Consider the following 19053-nt stretch of genomic DNA (forward strand, 5'->3'; position numbering starts at 1 on the left):
ATACACATCATGATAGGAGGTTTTTATGAACAACACGACTACGGCAACTCCGATGGAACGGACTAGCATACAAGAAGGATTAATTGTGGCATTACTTGGATTCACCGTTGTGCTCGTCGTAATGAACACGATGATGTTTAATCTGGCTCTGCCCAAAATTGCGGCCGAATTCAAGCTGACCTCTGTCGCTTCATCCTGGATTGTTACGGGTTATTCCATCGTATTTGCGATTTCCTCGATTACATTCTCACGTTTGTCCGATTTTGTACCGATACGCACCCTGTTCACTACGGGACTTACCCTGCTTGGAAGCGCGTCTGTCTTGGGTTTCTTCAGTGACCATTTCATTGTTCTGCTCATTGCCCGTCTGGTTCAGGCTGCAGGTGCAGCATCCGTTCCGGGACTAGCGATTGTGCTGATTACACGCTACATTCCGAATGACCGCCGGGGTAAATCGATGGCCGTCATCATGTCCGCCAGTTCGCTAGGTCTGGGACTCGGTCCGGTACTTGGCGGTAGCATTACACAGTTTTTGGGATGGCATGATCTGTTTATCGTTACCGGTTTAGCGCTATTTTTAATTCCTGTTTTTTATAAACTGTTACCGCGAGAAACGCCGCAAAAGGGTTCCTTCGACATGCTCGGTGCGGTCTTGCTTGCCATCGGTACAACCGGGATTCTATTATTCCTGACTTCTCGTCAGGTCATTACACTTATTATCGGGGTAAGCGCACTATTGCTGTTCTGGTTCCGCATTCGCCGTGCAACTGATCCGTTTGTGCAACCCGCATTGTTCAAAGACAAAAAATATATGATCCTCAGCTCACTGGGAATTGTATCGTATATTAATAACTTCGCCACGCTGTTCCTGTTGCCACAGGTTCTGGCACATCTCTATGGACTGACACCTGCACAATCAGGACTGGTGATTTTCCCGGGTGCGCTTGTGTCCATGCTACTGTCCAACCGCATCGGGCGTATGATTGATCGTCACGGCAATACGTTGTTATTGAAGTTTGCACCTTGGCTGCTCCTGGCCGCTGCCGGGCTGTTCGCTCTGTTTGCAGACCAAAGCATCTATGCCATCATGGTTGTGTACATGCTGCTCAGCGTTGGTTTCTCTTCCTTGACGACCAGCGTATCCAACGAATTGTCAGGCAATCTGTCCATGGATCAAGTGGGCGCAGGCATGGGACTGTTCCAGCTCAGTCAATTTTTCAGCGGTGCATTCAGCGTAGCTGTAACCGGGGTTGCTTTGACCGCGATGCAGAACATGCAGCTATCTTCAGCGTATAGCTTTATCTTCTGGGGTATGACCGCGGTCGGCCTCGCATCGGTTATCTTTTCGCAAATTTATTTGAGGATGCAACCACGGAAAGATAAGGTGGCGTAATATTAACCTCTAACTAATTTAAAAATACTTCAATAAAACAAAGGAAGAAGCCAATAAAATTAACGGCTTCTTCCTTTGTTTTACCTGAAATTGTTCAGGTTCTTTTCCGATCTCATTATATTTACATTTCGTTATTCAAACAGATCCAGGCGCAGACGTTTCAAGCTGGTGTGCTTAATGCACCACTGTCCATCGATCTTGACAAATGTTTCGTGATAATGCCCGAATCCGTGGAAAGATTTGTTCTCGTTACCTTCCGGGAACGTTACCCAGTCCTCCATCGGAGAAATAACCTTCGCTTCAGTCGCAGATACAAACTCCACCTCCGCACTATGTACGTGATGCACAGTCACCGCCGGGTCTACAAGGTCACGGAATACCTGTACAATCGTGTCACGTCCAGTCAAAACCGGAATCGGATTACCTTCCGTACTGAAATCAGCAACGGCATCCGGTGCAAATACGTCACCGAGTTCATCCCATGCTTTTGTATCAATATAGCGGCAATAACGCGCCTTGGTATTTCTAATATTTTCGAGTGCAAGCAGTTGCTCCAGTTCCGTCATCGTCGTCGTTTGGCTCATGTGTTTTCCCTCCAGAGGTGTAAGATGTGATTAAGTATGTATATATAGTATCTTCCTTATTGTAGCATTTTGCCTTCATGAAATACTAGACTACCCGTTCTTGCCTACTCTGCTCTTTACTTGAGGGGATCAGGTACAATCCGAATGGCAAAAATAATAGCATCATCACAGCAAACACAATATAGGGCACGTTGGAACCAAACGTATCAAATATATATCCCCCGACTGCTGCGCCGACCATCCCTCCCAGATTGTTACTGATTGAGAATTTACCGAATGCATCTCCAATATGAGCTTGTGGTGTTCCTTTAATGAACGCACCGTCCAAAGCGTACTCCTGAGCAGTAGAAAATAAATCTATTAACGTGCAGATAATCGCAAACAAAAGTAAACTCGGTGAAAAGGCCAGACCGAGTGCACCCATGCTGCATACAGCCAGAGACACAAAAATTGTTCTTCGATATCCTTTCTGATCTCCCACCCTCCCCAGTTTTGCACTTACGAAAGGAAAAATAATCATGGGCACAAGGAATACAACCGTGATAAGCTCGATGCTGGCATCGTACACCTTCTGCATATATGGAATAAAAATGATACCCGATATAGCGGATATCATACTAAGGCATAAGTTAAAACACCAGATTTTACGCTGCCCAATGGATAATTTGACTTTACCCTTCTTTTCATTTGTTATCTCTTTATTGGGGATCTCAGGCAATTTCAACGTATAAATAAATCCGAGTAGAGAAGCCACCCCACAAATGAGGAACAACATACTCCAGCCTTGAACAAATTCGTAACTGCTTAATACGAGATAACAGATCCCCACCCCCGCCAGACGACCAATCTGCTGTTTGCTGCTGAAGGCTCCCATTTGTTGGCCTAACTTTTGATTACTGTCCGAAATGAGGCCGATTAATGCCATCGTCAGCAGAATTCCGGCTATTCCATTCATAATAGTTGCAACAATGATAATAGATAAGTTCGTTGCTGCTGCATAGATAAAGTAAGATGCCGTACAACATAATAATGCGCATAGAAATATACGATGACGGCTATAACGATCTGATACTTTACCAAGTACAAGCTTCAACAAGATTTGTGTAAAAGATAGAATCGATACGGTTAATGAATATTGAAACGTGCTATATCCTAACTCTTTGATATAAATCGGGAGTAAAACCCACAGAAATATACCTGGTAGGGAGATCAACATTAACGGAATAGTGAGCTGTTGATGTTTCATAGTAGGCACCTCTCTAATATGAATATGAAGCTTCATTCCAAAAAGAAAAATTTTCAATGGAATGATGCTAAAAATTTACTTATTATACCATAAGTTTCCATACCACTACTGTGATATATGATACCCACGCCTTTTTCCAATCCAGAGGTAACATATTGATTCACATGTCAAAAATCCCCCAATTCTCTGGAGAGATTCGGGGGATTGCCTTATCGTCGTATAGTTCCAGAGAAAGTATACTCCTTCTAGAAGTCACTGGAACAGAAACATACTTGAGGCACACTAGAGCGATAAATACTACAACGAATGAGCCTCCCTCATCTGGGATGCGAGCTCAGACATTTTTTTATGTTGCAGGAAACTTTCCATCTCTTCCTCCGCCTGAACCATAACCTGCTGGATCAAACATGCTGCATTATGATTCTGTGAGCATTCAAACAAGGAAGCCTTGCCTTCGATGGCATGAATGATTTCCAGAAAAGAAGGATCAGGGTTCTTGCGACTAAGTCGATAACCGCCATTGGCACCGGATGTGGATTCGATCATGCCCGCTTTGACCAGTTTGGTTAGTATTTTGGACAGGTACGTTGGGGAGACTTTCTGAAATTCAGCCAGTTGATGCACGCTAATCAGTTGCTCAGGCGCAGTGCTAACCAGATATAACATTGTATGGAGCGCATAGTTGGTCGCTTTGGAATATTTCATGAGAGAACACCTCATATATACGGATTTAATTTATCCATAATAGACCTGATTGAAGGCCCTGTCAAACGAATCCACATGAGAGTCCCAAGGTAGATGGCTTTGCTGAAGGTTTGATTCATCCATTTTTCTTTTTTATTTATGGTAAAGCCCACGGTAATCAGTAGGTGTCATGCCCTCATGCGCCATAAACTGACGGTTAAAATAACTCGCATTAGGATATCCCGCTTCCTCGGCAATCTGCCCAATGTTGGCCGACGGGCGTTCAAGTAGCCACTGCTTGGCCATCTGTAGCCGTGAACGTGTGATAAACTCCATTGGCGTCATCTCTACGGCATTCTTGAACATTTTGCAAAAATAATACGTACTCACTCCTGCGCGGTCTGCCCAGTCTTGTAACAGAAAAGGCTCACAAGCCTCCTGCTGCATCTGCGGCAATAACGACAGCACTCGGCTCTCCGTTTTGCTTGTGGTACGTGTGTTCTTGAGGGGTACCGCATGCTGTACAAATTCCGCCAGCAGAGCATAGGTCAACGTGGACAACTGGGCTGGACGAAGCATCCGGTTCTGTTCCACCTCTTCAAGCAACGCCAGATGAGCGTCCTCCCAGGAAGTACGCTGTCTCAGCGTCCATAAAAGGTTGCGGTGCAATCCCCGTTCCAGCATATAATCATGTAGCCGTTCTCCGTAAAAATGGACCCAGCGTACGTCCCACGGCTCATCTTCGCTACTATAGTAATGTTGCCGTTGATGCGGAAAATAGAGCACCGCTTGACCTGCCCGAAGCTCGTGCACTATCCCATCGGCCTCCACATATCCTTTACCTGCCGCAACATAGTGAATGTTGAAATTATTAAGCACCCCTGCCTCACGTAATACAGCGTGCTGGGTATGATCCGTATAATGTCCAACGGACTCCGGGTAACAGAAATAGGGGATATCCTGCAGGGTCAGCAATACGGTTTGTCTCATCATGGTTGGTTCACCCCATTAAGCAATATTGTGTTAATTCAATTCAATATATTATCATTTTAATTCATTCATCTATTCTTTATAATCACAATATACATTCAATTACAGGAGGAAACAAGTTATGAATTCTGTTCAAAAGTTACGCTGGGGCATTCTCGGCAGCGCCAACATTGCAATAGGTTCCGTCATTCCTGGCTTGCAGCAATCGGAGTTGAACGAGGTTACCGCTATTGCCAGCCGTGATCTCGATAAAGCACAGCAAACCGCTGATAAACTTGGAATTGAAAAGGCTTACGGAAGCTATGAAGCCATTTTGGAAGATGATTCAATTGATGCCGTTTACATTCCACTTCCCAATCATCTGCACCGGGAATGGACGATCCGCGCAGCACAAGCTGGCAAACATATTTTATGCGAAAAACCACTCGCTCTCACGGAAAAAGAAGCACTAGAGATGGTTGAAGCTTGTGCAGATGCAGGCGTGCATCTGGCTGAAGCGTTTATGTACCGCCATCATCCGCGTTATGACCAGATTCGGGAGATTATTGCCAGCGGCGAGATTGGTGAAATTCGTGGCATCCACAGTACGTTTTCGTTTAACAATTCGGGTTCGTCCGGCAATGTGCGTTTCCGCAAAGAATGGGGTGGCGGCGCGCTGTATGATATCGGCTGTTATTCCATTAGTGCGGCTCGCCTCCTGCTGGGACAGGAGCCGAAGGCAGTGACTGTTATCGGTATGTTCTCACCAGAGCATGATCAGGTCGATATGATGGCTTCCGGACTGCTTGAATTCGATAACCATGTTGGCGTTACGTTTGACAGCAGTATGTGGGCAGCCTTCCGTAATACGCTGGAGGTACTTGGCTCTGAGGGTATTATTGAAGTCCCTTCGGCTTATATTGCTCGTACAGACAGTAGCTCCAACTTCTTTGTTACGGCAGGCGGTGAACGCCGTGAAGTGGAGGTGCAGCAAGTCAATCATTATGCGCTACAAGGGGACGATATGGCTCGCGCTGTACTTCAGGGCAAGGAACTTCGTTTCGCCCCTTCCGATGCGGCAGCCAATATGAAAGTGCTTGAAGCTTGCCTTCGCTCGGCGGAAGAACGTACACGAATTACGTTGTGAGGAACTTTATATAAGAGAGGACGGTTTATCTATGGAATATATTGAAATCGCCGGTGCTGGCAAAAAAGTCTCAAGGCTAATCAAAGGAACAGACTATTTCTTTCATGATACGTATGAGAAAGCTGCGACAAACCTGGATTCGTTTCTGGCGATCGGCGGCAACACGGTAGATACAGCGCACATCTATTGCGGCGGACAGAGCGAAGAGGTACTGGGACGTTATATGAAGGAACGCGGCAATCGCGACCAGATGGTGATTCTCACCAAAGGGGCACACCATGACCAGAACGGCCCTCGCGTAAATGCGGATGCCATTCGCAAAGACCTAACTGAAAGCCTTGAGCGTTTACAGACGGAGCATGTCGAGCTGTACGCACTGCATCGGGATGATCCTAACATGCCTGTGGCTGCCATTCTGGAGGCACTGAACGAACACATCGAGTCTGGCAAAATCGGCGCCATCGGCGCCTCCAACTGGACCTGGCAGCGGTTAGAAGAAGCTAACGCTTATGCCGCCTCCCATGGTCTCAAAGGATTCACATTCAGCAGCCCGAACCTCAGTCTCGCCAAAGCGAACGAGCCATTCTGGGCAGGCTGTGTATCGGCGGATGCCGAAACGCTCGCATGGCATGAGCAATCACAATTGCCACTCCTGTCCTGGTCTTCCCAGGCACGCGGTTTCTTCACTGGTCGATTCACACCAGAGGTACGCGACAATGCAGACTTGGTGCGTGTATTCTACAGTGATGGCAACTGGGAACGACTGCGTCGTGCCGGGGAATTGGCTGCATCCAAGAATACAACGGCGATTCAGATTGCGTTAGCCTATGTATTGAATCAGTCCTTCCCGACCTGCGCATTAATTGGGGCACAAAATCAGGCAGAGTTGCTCTCCTGTGACGAAGGATCCCGCATCACGCTAACTTCGGAAGAGATCGCCTGGATCGATCTGGCTAGTGAGGTTAAGCCAGCCGGCGTCTGAAGATAATGTCCTGAAATTCTAAACTTGCTAAACGCAAAGAACAAATCTTAAAATAAACCACAAATCAAGCTAAAAACGGGATCAAGGTAACGGATTTTCCGCCTTGTCCCGTTTTTTTGATAGCTGTGCAACTGAACTAATGGAGAGACGCCGGTTAAACAACATGCTCTACGAAGTTGAACAATAGCTGGACCTGCTGTTTTTGGCATTACACCTCGCACCCGCACCCGCACCCGCACCCGCACCCGCACCCGCACCCGCACCCGCACCCGCACCCGCACCCGTCGCAAAGTATAATTACTCACGGATACACAGTAAATCCCTCATTTGTGGCACTTTGAGTCGAGGATTACAGCCAAAAGACTTGCGCTAGATTTCTAACGATCTCAGATGAGGCTATTCTGCCGATTTTAGCCTATTCTCAAATCTAACGATCACAGGAAACGCTATTTTCTCATTTTCACCCTCAATTTTGCCCTTTTAGAGGTATTTTTAGAGAAATAGCGTCGCTGGTGATCGTTACATTTTTCAGCCTGCCAAAATCATGCAAATAAGCTCATCTGAGATCGTTAGCGCAATCCTGATGTTTGCACATACGATTCCTCCCTAGATTACTCGCAAAAAAAGACATTCTCAAGTATAGTTTACTGGAGAATGTGCCTTCGATTAAATTTATATTCTGCCTGCATCCTATACGAGCATGTAATGTGTTTAACAGTCGCATGTCAACTGATGACTCACATAAAAAGGACATCCACCAGCACACTGCGCTGGGGAATGTCCTCTAAATTTAATGATTGCAAACCAATAGCAATTTCTATCCTAAATATAGTCCATTACAGTCTATTACAGCCTGTTACGACCTATTAAGTCTGTTACAGCTTAACGACCTGACCTGTTTTCTCGGATTCAAACGCAGCCAGAATGACTTGCAGGGAACGCAAGCCCTCTTCACCCGAGATGGATGGAGGCGTCTTGGTTACGATGGATTCTACGAATGCATCGATCACGCCGCTTGGTACTTGTTTTTCATTGGTAGCCATCGCGCCAACTTTGTACGTTTCAACCGTACCGTTGGTCAACTCAACGATGACCTCGTCACCTTCCACTGTACCGATCTTCATTACGCCGTTCTCACACCACAGCACGGTGCTGTTGTCTCCGCCTCTGTATTGTGTCCAACTGGCTACGAGTGTGCCGATTGCGCCGCTCTTCATGCGCAGCAAACATGTCGCATTGTCATCCACATCCGTACCTTCTTTGTGCAGCGTGCTGATGAAACCAGCTACTTCGGATACTTCGTCGTTCAGCAAATAACGGATAAAGTCGGATTTGTGTACGCCAAGGTCACCCATCGCGCCCATAATAGCTTCTTCTTTGCGGAAAAACCAGCTACCTGCTCCATCTAAACTCCAGCCTTCCGGACCCGGGTGACCAAAAGCAGTACGGAAGGTCAGCACTTTGCCCAATCGGCCGGAATCCAGAATTTCTTTTGCTTTCACGTGAGGAGGCATCAGACGTTGGTTGTGACCTACCATCAGATATACCCCGTTTTTCTTAGCCGCCTCAATCATTTGCTCGCCTTCTTCAGTGGAAACCGCCATCGGTTTCTCAACCAGCACATGCTTGCCCGCATTGGCAGCGGCAATCGTCATCGGTGCATGCAGATAGTTCGGTGTGCATACGCTAACCGCTTCTACTGTTGTTTCGTTTGCAAGCAATTCCTCGTAACTGGAATATGCTTTACCGCCGTACATTTCAGCCATTTCCTGCGCACGCTCCACTACCGGATCAGCAAATGCGACAAGTTCTACGTTCTCATTGGCAGCGTACTCTGGAATATGTCTGCGCTGAGCGATGGCTCCACAGCCGAATACAGCAACTTTAATTTTACTCATGTACAAAAGTCTCCTTTGACAATTAGATTCATGTTTGACACGATTAGATGTTATGTTGAGTCGTTTAACTCTTAAAACTGGTTCAGATAGTTTTGTTTCAGCCAGTTGTGGCTGTTCTCAACGCTCTCAAGCGGAGGGTTCTGACATACGTCCTGTTCCACGATCAGCCACTCTACACCTGCATTTGTTGCGCTTTCAATTACAGCCGGCAGATCCACTTCACCTTGTCCCAGCTCCAGTGTTTTCATCTGACCCTGCTCGTCTTTGCTGAAATCTTTCAAGTGAAGCAGCGGCAAACGGCCCGCATATTTATTAATATACTCGATTGGATTTTGTCCGGCAAACTGTACCCAACATACGTCCATTTCCACTTGTACCGCTTCTGGAGTCGTTTGAGCGAACATCGCATCAAAAGCATTTGCATCCCCAACTTGGCCATGGAATTCGAAGTCATGGTTGTGGTAACCAAAGATCAAACCTTGTTTTGCCGCTTCTGCTCCATACTGTTGCAATTCTTCAAACAGCTTTGTCCAACCTTCTGCATTGTCCGGGCGATCTTCAGGCATCAGATAAGGGCAGATCATATATTGTGCACCAATTGTTTTCAGGTAATCGATTTGTTTTTGCAGGTCTTCGCGCATCGCATGAAGGGACACGTGGCTACTGAAACCTTTTAGACCCAGCTCATCTAGTAGCGCTTTCATTTCCTCTGCTGGAATGTCGCCATATCCGGCAAATTCAACCCCTTCATATCCAAGGGCGGCCACTTTGCGCAGTGTACCACGAAAATCCGCTGCAGTTTCATCACGAAGTGTAAAAAGTTGCAAACCAATGTTCAATTTTTTCATGACAGATACTCCTCTGCTCTCAAATTTGCTTACATTGCTCTATCTGGTATCATCCTAACGCAAAACAGGCTAAAATGAACATATACAATATAGTCAGAACATGAACTATCTGATCAAATTTTATTTCCATCCTGGATTGTCCCATCATTTCAGCCGTTTAACTGCACTCGGACAGGATGATGAATCGATGATACAACAGGATCGAATGATTGGGGACGTACATCTGTGGAAACTTTGGACACATCCGTACTGATCTGTGATTACTCCTATCACTACAAGGCATTCACCCATAATATGAAAGGCGAGCTAGCCACCTATCTGTTCCGCTTGCAGACGGAAGGCTCGTGCAAAGTATATGTACAGGAAGAGGAATTCCGTATGACCAGCGGTGATTTGCTTTTATTAAAACCAGGGGACGATTATCGCCTCGTCGTAGATGAACCACACAAGGAAGGACGTTTGTCGAGTGGGGACTACTATCTCTTCTGTGAAGGCGACTGGATTGAAAAGTGGTGGAAACGCCAGCAACGTCCGACGGTAAGCCGTATTGGTCTGGATGACAAATTGATCAGCCTGTGGCGCAACATGCTACTGGAGAAACGTCGCGGCCCGCTGGAGGAAAATGCGGAGCTGAAGGACGCTCTGTTGCGGGGATTATGCTTGTACATTGATCGGGCGATTACGGAAAATATTCAGACCGACCGTGCTGTTTCTTCGGCACTTAAGCTGAAGCGTTTTATCGAAGAACATGCCACGGTTACCTTCAAATTGGAGGAGGCCGCCCGTTACGCCGGACTGAGTCTATCGCGGGCCGTGCGTTTATTCAAGGAACACTACAATCAGACCATGATCCAATATGCCATCGAAATCCGACTGAATGCAGCATTGGAGCGTATGAAATACAGCGAGATGACACTAGAGCATATTGCCGAGTCCTGCGGTTTTGCCAGCTACTCCTATTTCCACCGGGTGTTTCGGGCGCATTTTGGCGTGTCTCCAGCAGAGTACCAAAAATCAAAGCAACATGAACCGATAGATGATCTGGAGCATGTGTAAAGTGAAACACTTTAATTCCATTCCATTCGGCGATGTATTCTGAATCATTACTTATTACCTTCATTATAAAACTGGATGTACTGGAGTGATCCCATGAACTCGAAACGCAAAGTTCTCATTATCGAGGACGAAAATGACATTTCTCGCATTTTACGCGATTATCTGATAAAAAATGGATATGAGGCCGCCGTTGCTGCCACTGGAGAGGATGGACTTCAGATTATGGAGTTGCTCCAGCCGGACTATATTATTCTCGATATTATGTTGCCAGATCAGGACGGTATCGATGTATGCCGTGAAATTCGCAGGCGGAACAACATTCCCATTCTTATCCTAAGTGCCAGAGGAAGTGATACCGACAAGGTACTGGGGCTTGGATTTGGTGCAGACGACTATATGAGCAAACCTTTCTCCCTGAGCGAACTGCTCGCCAGAATCAATGCTCACTTCAGAAGATACGACAGTCTGAACACGGTACAGGATCACTCCCATCTGCTACGTTTTGCTAACCTGGAGATTGACAAGAAGGCTTATAAAGTTACCGTAAATGGTAATGAAGTCTCTCTATCGTCCAAAGAATTCCAACTGCTATATTATCTCGCCAGCAACAAAAATCAGGTCTTCTCCAAATCTCAATTACTTGATGCGATCTGGGGCTTCGACGCTTACGGAGATGAAAATACAGTAACGGTGTACATACGTAGACTGCGGGAAAAGATCGAACACGATGCCTCTCATCCAACCCTACTCAAAACCGTCTGGGGAGTCGGATACAAGTTTAATCATGACTAAGCACGAATGGAGAAGCGTTCATGTCACTACATAACTGGTCTACACGATGGCTGAAATTATCATTAGCAATCCTACTTCTAATTCTGCTGTGTAGCCTTGGCTTATTCCTTCATATGCTCACATCTCCTTCTTCCAGTGAGTCTGCACCGATGATTAATCAGGTGCGCCTGAAGGTTAACCCGATACTGCTTGAATTGGAGCAAAATCATAATCGTCTTGCTAACCCTGTTGTTCAGGAGCAAATCCGCGCCACAGCGAGCAAAGAAAACATTCCTTTTTCCTATGTAGGATTGGATGGTCTAATCATACTTTCCTCTGTACCATCATCCGAAGGCACATTAGTAAACCTTAGATCTGCGTTACATTACAATTTGGCAGATGTGTTACAGATTGCGGACGGTAATGAATTGCTGGATATTGCTTTTCCCGTTATGGGAAGCCCAAAGCCAAATAGCCATCAGGTCGGAAATGTTATTTTCACCGTACCCCAATCTCTTGTATTTGCTCACAAGACGTCTACTGTTCCCATATTCTTGCTGGTTGCAGTAATCATACTTTCCCTTCTGCTCATGTTTCTTCTATACACCATCGTTCGCCGGATCAAAGGACAGATGTTAACCCCGGTCAATCAGCTGAAACATCATGCCGAATCGATTCTTAAAGGCAAATACGACGAGAAAATCCAATATCAACGCACGGACGAAATAGGTGACCTCTACGCTATGCTGGACTTGATGCGGATGGAGCTTATGCATTTGAGTACACAGCGCATGAGGCAGGAAAAGACTCAGAAAGAGCTCATCACCAATATCTCTCATGATCTCAAGACTCCCATTACCACGATAAAGGCATACATAGATGCGATCTCCCAAGGGGTATGCGAAGATGAGGATACTCTCAAAGAATATTTGGATATTATGCAGATCCATACAGACAAAACAGCCCGGCTAGTAGAGGATTTGCTCGTTCACGCCTTACATGAGCTTGGGCAGATCTCGGTTGAGCCACAAGAACGATACAGTCGTTCCGTCTTCGAAAATATGCTGAGACCCATTGCACATATCGTGCAATCCCACGGATTGACCTACGTACAGCCTAGCCCTATCCCTGACGTACTTATTCGGATTGATCCGGTACGCATAGAACAGGTCGTCTCCAATCTGGTATCTAATGCACTTAAACATACTGCTCCCGGTGATTATATCCGCATTCATGCCGAGGTTCACTCGGGACAGTTCAAGCTGACCATCACTGATTCGGGGCGAGGCATACAGGCTCAGGACATGCCGTTTGTATTTGAACGGTATTTTAGAGGTGGCTCTTCCTCTTCCCCCTATTCCACTCCAATTCAGGAAGGAACAGGACTTGGCCTCTCGATCTGCAAAAGCATCATTGAAGCGCATGGAGGGCAGATTCATTTTTCCAGCAAAAACGGTCAAGAAACTCTCTTTCAGTTCAGTCTGCCTTTATGTTGAAGTGACAAATAGCAATGAAGGGATACTGATCATGAATACCTTTTTAACTCTGAGCTGTCCTAGGTTTGTAATACTTTATTTATATTTGGATAAGGGTTTCTCAATATCTTCCCTTTATGATGAACGATATACTGCAACGGGGAGTGAATCTGCTTGAACAAAACATCCATCATTCGTGCCAAAAATTTGTGTAAAACCTACCAGACCGGGAATGAACAGTACCATGCGATTCGTAACGTTAATCTCGATATCTATGAAGGGGATTTCACTGTGATCATGGGTAATTCCGGTTCAGGCAAATCTACGCTGTTATATTTACTGAGTGGACTGGACCAAGTCACTGCTGGCGAGGTTTATTTTCAAAATCAACGTATTGATACCTATAGCGAACGAGAATTGTCTGCATTCCGCACACGTCGAATCGGGTACATCTATCAAAGCATCAACCTTGTTCCCGACCTTTCTATTCACGAAAACATCGCTCTTCCCGGGTACATCGCCAGAAACAAAAAAAATGAGGTTCAAGCGCGGGCGAAACAACTTATGCGCGACATGGACATCTATGAACAACACAATCGCCTGCCCTCCCAGACCTCCGGGGGTCAGCAACAACGGGCTGCGATTGCCCGTGCACTCATCAATTCACCGGATATCCTGTTCGCTGATGAGCCTACCGGAAGTTTAAACTTCGAACATGGAAGAGCGGTGCTCGACATCCTGACAGATATGAACCGGGAAGGACAGTCCGTCGTGATGGTAACCCATGACATCCAAGCCGCTTGCCGGGCTGATCGTCTGATCTTGATCCAGGATGGTAAAATCGGCGGTATTCTGGAATTCGACAAATATCACGAGCATCAAATTCCGGAGCGGGAGTCCATTGTCTTCGCTTTTGTATCGGGGAAGGAGTAATTTATGGCTGCCATCCTGAAGCTGAGTTTTTCTTATCTCACTCAAAATAAAATCCAAAACCTGTTTATTACCCTGCTTATATTACTTTCCACCCTTCTCGTGTGCACTTCCGTTATCATTTTGGCGAACACAGGTCATCAGTTCAAGGAAATGCATAGCCGAACAAACGGATCGCATCAGATGTTGACATTCGAAAAAGATCTAAATGATCCCCAAACGGTGTATGACTGGTGGGCCGCTCAGAACGGTGTTCAGGTCTCGCCTTTGCTTACTTACCGTACGTTGTCAGGCATGACCTTGGATAATGTGGATATCCCCAACATTTATCTGTATATGATGAACACCCCTCCACCTCCATGGAATGTAGATCAACTCGTATTTGCATCCGGTAAAGAAAGCCCGTCTCCCGCACAAGGAAATGTATGGATTCCTACTTCGATGGCCTACAGTTATAACATTAATGTCGGTGATGTCGTTCAATTCAGAACGGGACCTTCTACGCTAAGTCTCACCGTATCAGCGGTTGTTGTAGATGTTCCTTACGGAGCACCGTTCAGCAATACGGCAAGAATCTGGATGAACCCTGGCGATTATCAACATGATTTCAGCACGCTTGCAGGCAAAGAACATCACATGATGGGCATACATTTTGATGATTACAGTACGAGCCCCAGCTACTGGGACCGCTATACAAGCGAGATGGGTGCTCCATTTCTGGAAACCAAAATGGAATTCGAAAGTATCTCATCCTTCTATCTAATCATCAACCAGATCATCGGTTTCATTATGATATTCTTAGGGACCGTCATGATGATGATTGCGCTCATTACGATTGGCTTCACCATATCCGATGCCATTCTGTCCAACTACAAAACGATAGGTATCCTCAAGTCGCTTGGGTTGACCTCCCGAGCAACCATTGCTACCTACGTTATTCAATATGCCCTGTTGTCCATCATCGCCGTTCTTCCCGGGGTGGTACTCAGCGTATTCGTCTCCAAATTCATCATCAACATCTCCGTATCATCCCTGCGGACTGACCAGGGTGATCTTGCAATTGAGGGCATTGGAGCTGCTATTGTTGTAGGGCTGCTGTTACTCGTCTTGGTTATTGCATTTGTCGTGTTATACGCCAAAAAAGCTCGCACGATCCAGCCTGTTCAGGCCATTCGGTACGGTATGTCGGAGAGCGACAATGTACGCATGGTGCAACGAATGAATTCACCACTAGCACATATCGCTTCATTTGGAAAGCAGCCTGTTTCTTGGGTCATCGGTTTACGTAGTTTGATCAAAAATAGCAAAAGTTCCGTCTTAATGCTCCTTCTGACATCAGTAGCCGCTTCCGTTCTTGTCTTCGGATATGTTGTTCTGACCAGCATCATCGGAATCAATCAGACGGCAGCCCAATGGGGGTATGACAATGCCAACATTGCTGCTGTGGTCGTAGACAAAACGACATTTCCAAAAGCAGCACTTCAACGTGTACTGGAAGAAGATCACCGCATCAAAAATGTGGGCTGGCAGGGAAACCTTACCGGCGTAATTCCCTCCGAAGTTTTGGAAAACCATACAACCCGTCCATCGATCAGTCTTTATTTGGGTGTATTGGACGGGAGCTATAAGGACTCCGGATTCGAGACGTTAAGAGGAAATAACCCTGAACGCGAGAATGAAATTTCAATCGGAGTCAGTGTGGCCAAGATGTTAAACAAGGATTTGGGAGACCTTATCGATCTTTACGTTGAAGGAGAGAAGCGCACATTCATCATTTCGGGTATCTATCAAGCAATCGCAAACATGTCGGTATCCGGGAGAATCACCGTTCAGGCGGTTAAGAACGTAAATCCAAGTTACAGTGATGTAGATGTTGCCTTTATTAATGTCACCGACCCATCACAAGCAGGGGCAATTGCAGCCCAACTGAATGAGCGGTTCAGAGACTCTGCTTCCATCGTCACGCAAAAAACACTGCTGGATTCCGTTTTTGCAGAAGCGGCAAACATTCTTATATATCCAATGGCTCTGATTGGTCTACTGTTCATCATCGTTACCTTTATGATCATCTTCAGTACCTGCCGGATCAGTATTCGCAAAGAAAACATGACGTATGGCATCTACAAATCAATAGGTATGACATCCAGTAGTATTCGTTCATCTCTCACGTTTGGTATCGCATCGTTATCCCTGATTGGTTCGATGTTTGGTGTTATTGCGGGTGTATACCTTCTTCCCCGGCTACTTGAACAAGTTCTCTCAGGATATGGAATCGTACACCTTCCCTTGGTTCTGAATGGATGGGGCATTCTGCTATTCGCCTGTTTGAGTATATTGGCAGCAGCAATCGGATGCTGGCTGGCATCCCGGGAAATTCGCAAGGCATCACCACGTATGTTAGTTATTGAATAACCTAAAAAAAATCTGAAAAGAGCCCTTACCTATTAAAAAAAGGTAAGGGCTGTTGGAGATTATATAAGTTTTTTAGGTTTATATATATTTTTATGTTCTTATTCAGGTTTGTTCTATAAAAAAATTCGGTCTACTAACTACGCCACTTCTTTGCCAGCTCGCTGATCTGATGCGGTGTTGTCCGGCAGCATCCACCAATAATCTGAGCACCAGCGGCAACCCATTGTTCTGATGCGTCCTTCATGCTTCCGCAGGAACCTTGGCCACTCCATGTTTTGGTCTCGGCATCGTAGGTTTCACCTGAATTCGGGTACACGATGATTGGTTTATCGCAAGCTTGGCGCAGGATACCAATGGCTTCCGTGACCACTTCCATTGGAGCGCAATTCAGGCCGATTGCCGCAATCTGCCGTTCAGAGCCAAATGTCTGTGCGCATACCTCAAGCGATGTTCCCTCGCTGATGCTTGTCCCATCTTTTAATGAAAAAGAAAGCCACGCATAAGCCTCTGGAAACTCCTTAAGCAATTCTACAAGAACACGAGCCTCCTGCAACGAAGGAATCGTCTCGAAGGCCAGAATGTCAGCTCCTGCTTCAATTAGCGCAGCCATGCGAGGTCGGTGAAATGCAGCCAGTGTCTCATCTGATACACCGTAATGTCCCACATATTCCGAACCATCTGCCAGATAGGCACCGTATGGGCCGACAGAGCCAGCAACGACAGGTCGCGGACGACGCAACTTCTCGCCACTAGTGTGTTCACCAGTACGATATTCACTCTGCTCGTTCCCCACGTTCTCGGCTCGTCCCGAAGAAATGTCAACAAGCTGTCCTGTTGAACCTTCAGCTACTGTGGCTCCCTGCACTTCTGCCCATACATCATCTCTGGCCTTCGCCGCCAGTTCCACTGTTTTTCGAATCAGATCCAGGGCAGCCTCTTCTCCGATTCCACGCTTGCGGAAACCCTCCACTGTTGCCTGATAACTGGAGGTAATTGCACAATCTGCCCCTGCTCGGAAATAATCAGCATGCACGTTCACGATAACATCCGGGTTCTCCAGCAACACACGTGCAGACCAGAGCGGGTCATCCAGATCACAGCCATGCTGTTCCAGTTCCGTCGCCAGTGCTCCATCCAGAATCATAATTCGATACTCGTCCAGAATACGTTGAACCACATTTATATCATTCGTTTGCTCACGTTGAGTCATGAAGTCAGCCCTCTTTTCTTCTTCGTACGATCCGTCCAATAATACACGATATAACACAAAATAATGAATGGAATACCACAGTATAAAGCAATCCGCTGTGTTGGGTCAAAAGCGATACCTATGCAGGATGCGAGGCACAATACAAATGAAACGATAGGCACAAATGGATACAGCGGCGTTCGGTAAACCAGGTCTTTCACGTCATGTCCTTCCCGCAGATACTGTCTACGGAACATGTATTGAGACACGCTGATGCTCATCCAGACAACTACCACAGCAAGACCCGAGATGGATACAAGTGTAATATAGACCGTCCCGGGTGCAATGATGCTGGACAGTAAAGCCAGTGCACCACCGGCCATACTAAGCACAAGTGCATTGAACGGCACACCGCGTTTGGTCAACTGGGCAAACCATGGAGAGATGGTTTTTTTATCCGCCAATGACCAGAGCATCCGTGATGAAGCATATAACCCCGAATTCGCTGCGGATAGAATCGCCGTTAAAATAACAAAGTTCATGATGTCGGCTGCATATGGAACACCGATCCGCTCCATGACAGCAACGAACGGACTCTCCAGCACGCTCGCATCTGACATCGGAAGCAATGCTGACAGAATAACAATCGTGCCAATAAAGAAAATAATCAAACGCCACAGCGTGGTGTGAATGGCCTTCGGAATGGTTTTTTCCGGATTTTCCGTTTCGCCTGCGGCAATACCAATCAGTTCCGTACCCGAAAAGGCAAAATTGACCGCCAGCATCGTCATCAGAATCGCAGTTGCCCCGTATGGGAACCACCCAGACGCTGTAATGTTGGAAAAGAACGGAGCCGGTTCAGCATTTGCCATCGGAATAATACCAAACATGGCAGCACCACCAAGAATAATAAAGATGACAATCGTCATCACTTTCACCAAGGAGAACCAAAATTCTGATTCGGCAAAAAGTTTTACCGTGAACGCATTAAACAGGAAGATCATCACGGCAAACAACGCACTCCAGATCCAGACGTTCACAGACGGAAACCAGCGTTGCATAAGCAGTCCTGCGGCTGTAAATTCTGATCCGAGCGCTACGGTCCAAGTAAGCCAGTACAGCCAGGCCACCGTGTATCCTGTCGCTGGTCCAATGTATTTAGCCGCATAACTATGGAATGCACCCGTCTCCGGCATATGCACAGACAGTTCGCCAAGACAGAGCATCACCAGGTACACCACCAAAGCACCGATCAAATAGGACAAAATCGTACCGAGCGGTCCGGCTTGTTGAATGGTATACCCTGAGCTAAGGAACAGTCCTGTTCCTATGACGCCACCAAGAGAGAGCATAACTACATGCCTCGTTTGCATTTTTCGCTGAAATTGGCCTTTATCGTTACTATTCTCCATATAACCTGCTCCCTGCTTCTTCATCCAGAACAAACAAAAAAGACCCACTCTTTCCTG

General features: G+C 46.4%; 17 protein-coding genes. 9 read left to right on the forward strand and 8 right to left on the reverse strand.

The window, feature by feature from the left end:
• Positions 1-25 precede the first annotated feature (25 nt).
• Positions 26-1393 carry an MFS transporter gene (locus J2T16_RS23065; protein ID WP_154985085.1) on the forward strand — a complete coding sequence of 456 codons (1368 nt, stop codon included), beginning with the start codon at positions 26-28 and terminating at the stop codon, positions 1391-1393.
• Between the two features lie 131 nt (positions 1394-1524).
• Here the strand turns inward: J2T16_RS23065 and J2T16_RS23070 are convergent, their stop codons facing one another.
• From J2T16_RS23070 to J2T16_RS23085, 4 genes are all read right to left on the reverse strand, one after another.
• Positions 1525-1977, reverse strand: a complete 453-nt coding sequence (locus J2T16_RS23070; RefSeq protein ID WP_499019351.1) for a nuclear transport factor 2 family protein — start codon at positions 1975-1977, stop codon at positions 1525-1527.
• Between the two features lie 85 nt (positions 1978-2062).
• On the reverse strand, positions 2063-3223 hold the full coding sequence (locus tag J2T16_RS23075; protein WP_499019352.1) for an MFS transporter: 1161 nt from the start codon (positions 3221-3223) through the stop codon (positions 2063-2065).
• A gap of 297 nt (positions 3224-3520) precedes the next feature.
• Entirely contained in the window at positions 3521-3928 is a 408-nt protein-coding gene (locus J2T16_RS23080) for an RrF2 family transcriptional regulator (RefSeq protein ID WP_090924327.1), read from the reverse strand.
• Between the two features lie 132 nt (positions 3929-4060).
• Positions 4061-4900 carry an AraC family transcriptional regulator gene (locus J2T16_RS23085; RefSeq protein ID WP_090924328.1) on the reverse strand — a complete coding sequence of 280 codons (840 nt, stop codon included), beginning with the start codon at positions 4898-4900 and terminating at the stop codon, positions 4061-4063.
• A 118-nt stretch (positions 4901-5018) separates the two neighbouring features.
• Here J2T16_RS23085 and J2T16_RS23090 point away from each other — a divergent pair, with 118 nt between their 5' ends.
• Positions 5019-6023 (forward strand): Gfo/Idh/MocA family protein, encoded by a 1005-nt coding sequence (locus J2T16_RS23090; RefSeq protein ID WP_154891798.1) that lies wholly within the window; start codon positions 5019-5021, stop codon positions 6021-6023.
• Positions 6024-6054: 31 nt separating this feature from the next.
• Positions 6055-7005, forward strand: coding sequence for an aldo/keto reductase (locus J2T16_RS23095; RefSeq protein ID WP_499019354.1), 951 nt, complete (start codon positions 6055-6057; stop codon positions 7003-7005).
• Positions 7006-7880: 875 nt separating this feature from the next.
• Here the strand turns inward: J2T16_RS23095 and J2T16_RS23100 are convergent.
• Together J2T16_RS23100 and J2T16_RS23105 are read right to left on the reverse strand one after the other, a co-directional pair.
• The gene (locus tag J2T16_RS23100; RefSeq protein ID WP_499019355.1) at positions 7881-8903 is read right to left on the reverse strand and encodes a Gfo/Idh/MocA family protein; all 1023 of its coding nucleotides are present in this window, start codon (positions 8901-8903) and stop codon (positions 7881-7883) included.
• A gap of 71 nt (positions 8904-8974) precedes the next feature.
• Positions 8975-9751: a sugar phosphate isomerase/epimerase family protein gene (locus J2T16_RS23105; RefSeq protein WP_145334688.1), complete on the reverse strand. Its 777-nt coding sequence runs from the start codon at positions 9749-9751 to the stop codon at positions 8975-8977.
• 100 nt (positions 9752-9851) lie between these two features.
• On the opposite strand from J2T16_RS23105, the gene J2T16_RS23110 reads away from it, so the two are divergent.
• The 6 genes from J2T16_RS23110 (at position 9852) to J2T16_RS23135 (ending at position 16395) form a co-directional block, all read left to right on the forward strand.
• The gene (locus J2T16_RS23110; RefSeq protein WP_499019357.1) at positions 9852-10004 is read left to right on the forward strand and encodes a hypothetical protein; all 153 of its coding nucleotides are present in this window, start codon (positions 9852-9854) and stop codon (positions 10002-10004) included.
• The gene (locus J2T16_RS23115) at positions 9986-10807 is read left to right on the forward strand and encodes a helix-turn-helix domain-containing protein (protein ID WP_499019375.1); all 822 of its coding nucleotides are present in this window, start codon (positions 9986-9988) and stop codon (positions 10805-10807) included. The genes J2T16_RS23110 and J2T16_RS23115 overlap by 19 nt, the downstream gene beginning before the upstream one ends.
• Before the next feature lie 93 nt (positions 10808-10900).
• Positions 10901-11599: a response regulator transcription factor gene (locus J2T16_RS23120; RefSeq protein WP_336121835.1), complete on the forward strand. Its 699-nt coding sequence runs from the start codon at positions 10901-10903 to the stop codon at positions 11597-11599.
• A 20-nt stretch (positions 11600-11619) separates the two neighbouring features.
• Positions 11620-13074 (forward strand): sensor histidine kinase, encoded by a 1455-nt coding sequence (locus tag J2T16_RS23125; protein ID WP_499019359.1) that lies wholly within the window; start codon positions 11620-11622, stop codon positions 13072-13074.
• 153 nt (positions 13075-13227) lie between these two features.
• Complete coding sequence (locus J2T16_RS23130) at positions 13228-13986, forward strand: ABC transporter ATP-binding protein (RefSeq protein ID WP_499019360.1); 759 nt, start codon at positions 13228-13230, stop codon at positions 13984-13986.
• A 180-nt stretch (positions 13987-14166) separates the two neighbouring features.
• Positions 14167-16395, forward strand: a complete 2229-nt coding sequence (locus J2T16_RS23135) for an ABC transporter permease (RefSeq protein WP_499019361.1) — start codon at positions 14167-14169, stop codon at positions 16393-16395.
• A 133-nt stretch (positions 16396-16528) separates the two neighbouring features.
• On the opposite strand, the gene mmuM is transcribed toward J2T16_RS23135, so the two are convergent.
• The gene (mmuM, locus tag J2T16_RS23140; RefSeq protein ID WP_499019362.1) at positions 16529-17605 is read right to left on the reverse strand and encodes a homocysteine S-methyltransferase; all 1077 of its coding nucleotides are present in this window, start codon (positions 17603-17605) and stop codon (positions 16529-16531) included.
• Positions 17602-18996 (reverse strand): S-methylmethionine permease, encoded by a 1395-nt coding sequence (mmuP, locus tag J2T16_RS23145; protein WP_499019376.1) that lies wholly within the window; start codon positions 18994-18996, stop codon positions 17602-17604. Before mmuP ends, mmuM begins: the two co-directional genes overlap by 4 nt.
• Positions 18997-19053: the final 57 nt, after the last annotated feature.

The sequence above is a fragment of the Paenibacillus intestini genome, assembly GCF_030803945.1.
Taxonomy (GTDB): Bacteria; Bacillota; Bacilli; order Paenibacillales; family Paenibacillaceae; genus Paenibacillus; species Paenibacillus polysaccharolyticus.

Bases quoted from the DNA above. Each gene is read 5' to 3' on its own strand.
- J2T16_RS23065 (WP_154985085.1), top strand. From the start codon at position 26: ATGAACAACACGACTACGGCAACTCCGATGGAACGGACTAGCATACAA.
- J2T16_RS23070 (WP_499019351.1), bottom strand. From the start codon at position 1,977: ATGAGCCAAACGACGACGATGACGGAACTGGAGCAACTGCTTGCACTC.
- J2T16_RS23075 (WP_499019352.1), bottom strand. From the start codon at position 3,223: ATGAAACATCAACAGCTCACTATTCCGTTAATGTTGATCTCCCTACCA.
- J2T16_RS23080 (WP_090924327.1), bottom strand. From the start codon at position 3,928: ATGAAATATTCCAAAGCGACCAACTATGCGCTCCATACAATGTTATAT.
- J2T16_RS23085 (WP_090924328.1), bottom strand. From the start codon at position 4,900: ATGATGAGACAAACCGTATTGCTGACCCTGCAGGATATCCCCTATTTC.
- J2T16_RS23090 (WP_154891798.1), top strand. From the start codon at position 5,019: ATGAATTCTGTTCAAAAGTTACGCTGGGGCATTCTCGGCAGCGCCAAC.
- J2T16_RS23095 (WP_499019354.1), top strand. From the start codon at position 6,055: ATGGAATATATTGAAATCGCCGGTGCTGGCAAAAAAGTCTCAAGGCTA.
- J2T16_RS23100 (WP_499019355.1), bottom strand. From the start codon at position 8,903: ATGAGTAAAATTAAAGTTGCTGTATTCGGCTGTGGAGCCATCGCTCAG.
- J2T16_RS23105 (WP_145334688.1), bottom strand. From the start codon at position 9,751: ATGAAAAAATTGAACATTGGTTTGCAACTTTTTACACTTCGTGATGAA.
- J2T16_RS23110 (WP_499019357.1), top strand. From the start codon at position 9,852: ATGAACTATCTGATCAAATTTTATTTCCATCCTGGATTGTCCCATCAT.
- J2T16_RS23120 (WP_336121835.1), top strand. From the start codon at position 10,901: ATGAACTCGAAACGCAAAGTTCTCATTATCGAGGACGAAAATGACATT.
- J2T16_RS23125 (WP_499019359.1), top strand. From the start codon at position 11,620: ATGTCACTACATAACTGGTCTACACGATGGCTGAAATTATCATTAGCA.
- J2T16_RS23135 (WP_499019361.1), top strand. From the start codon at position 14,167: ATGTTGACATTCGAAAAAGATCTAAATGATCCCCAAACGGTGTATGAC.
- mmuM (WP_499019362.1), bottom strand. From the start codon at position 17,605: ATGACTCAACGTGAGCAAACGAATGATATAAATGTGGTTCAACGTATT.
- mmuP (WP_499019376.1), bottom strand. From the start codon at position 18,996: ATGGAGAATAGTAACGATAAAGGCCAATTTCAGCGAAAAATGCAAACG.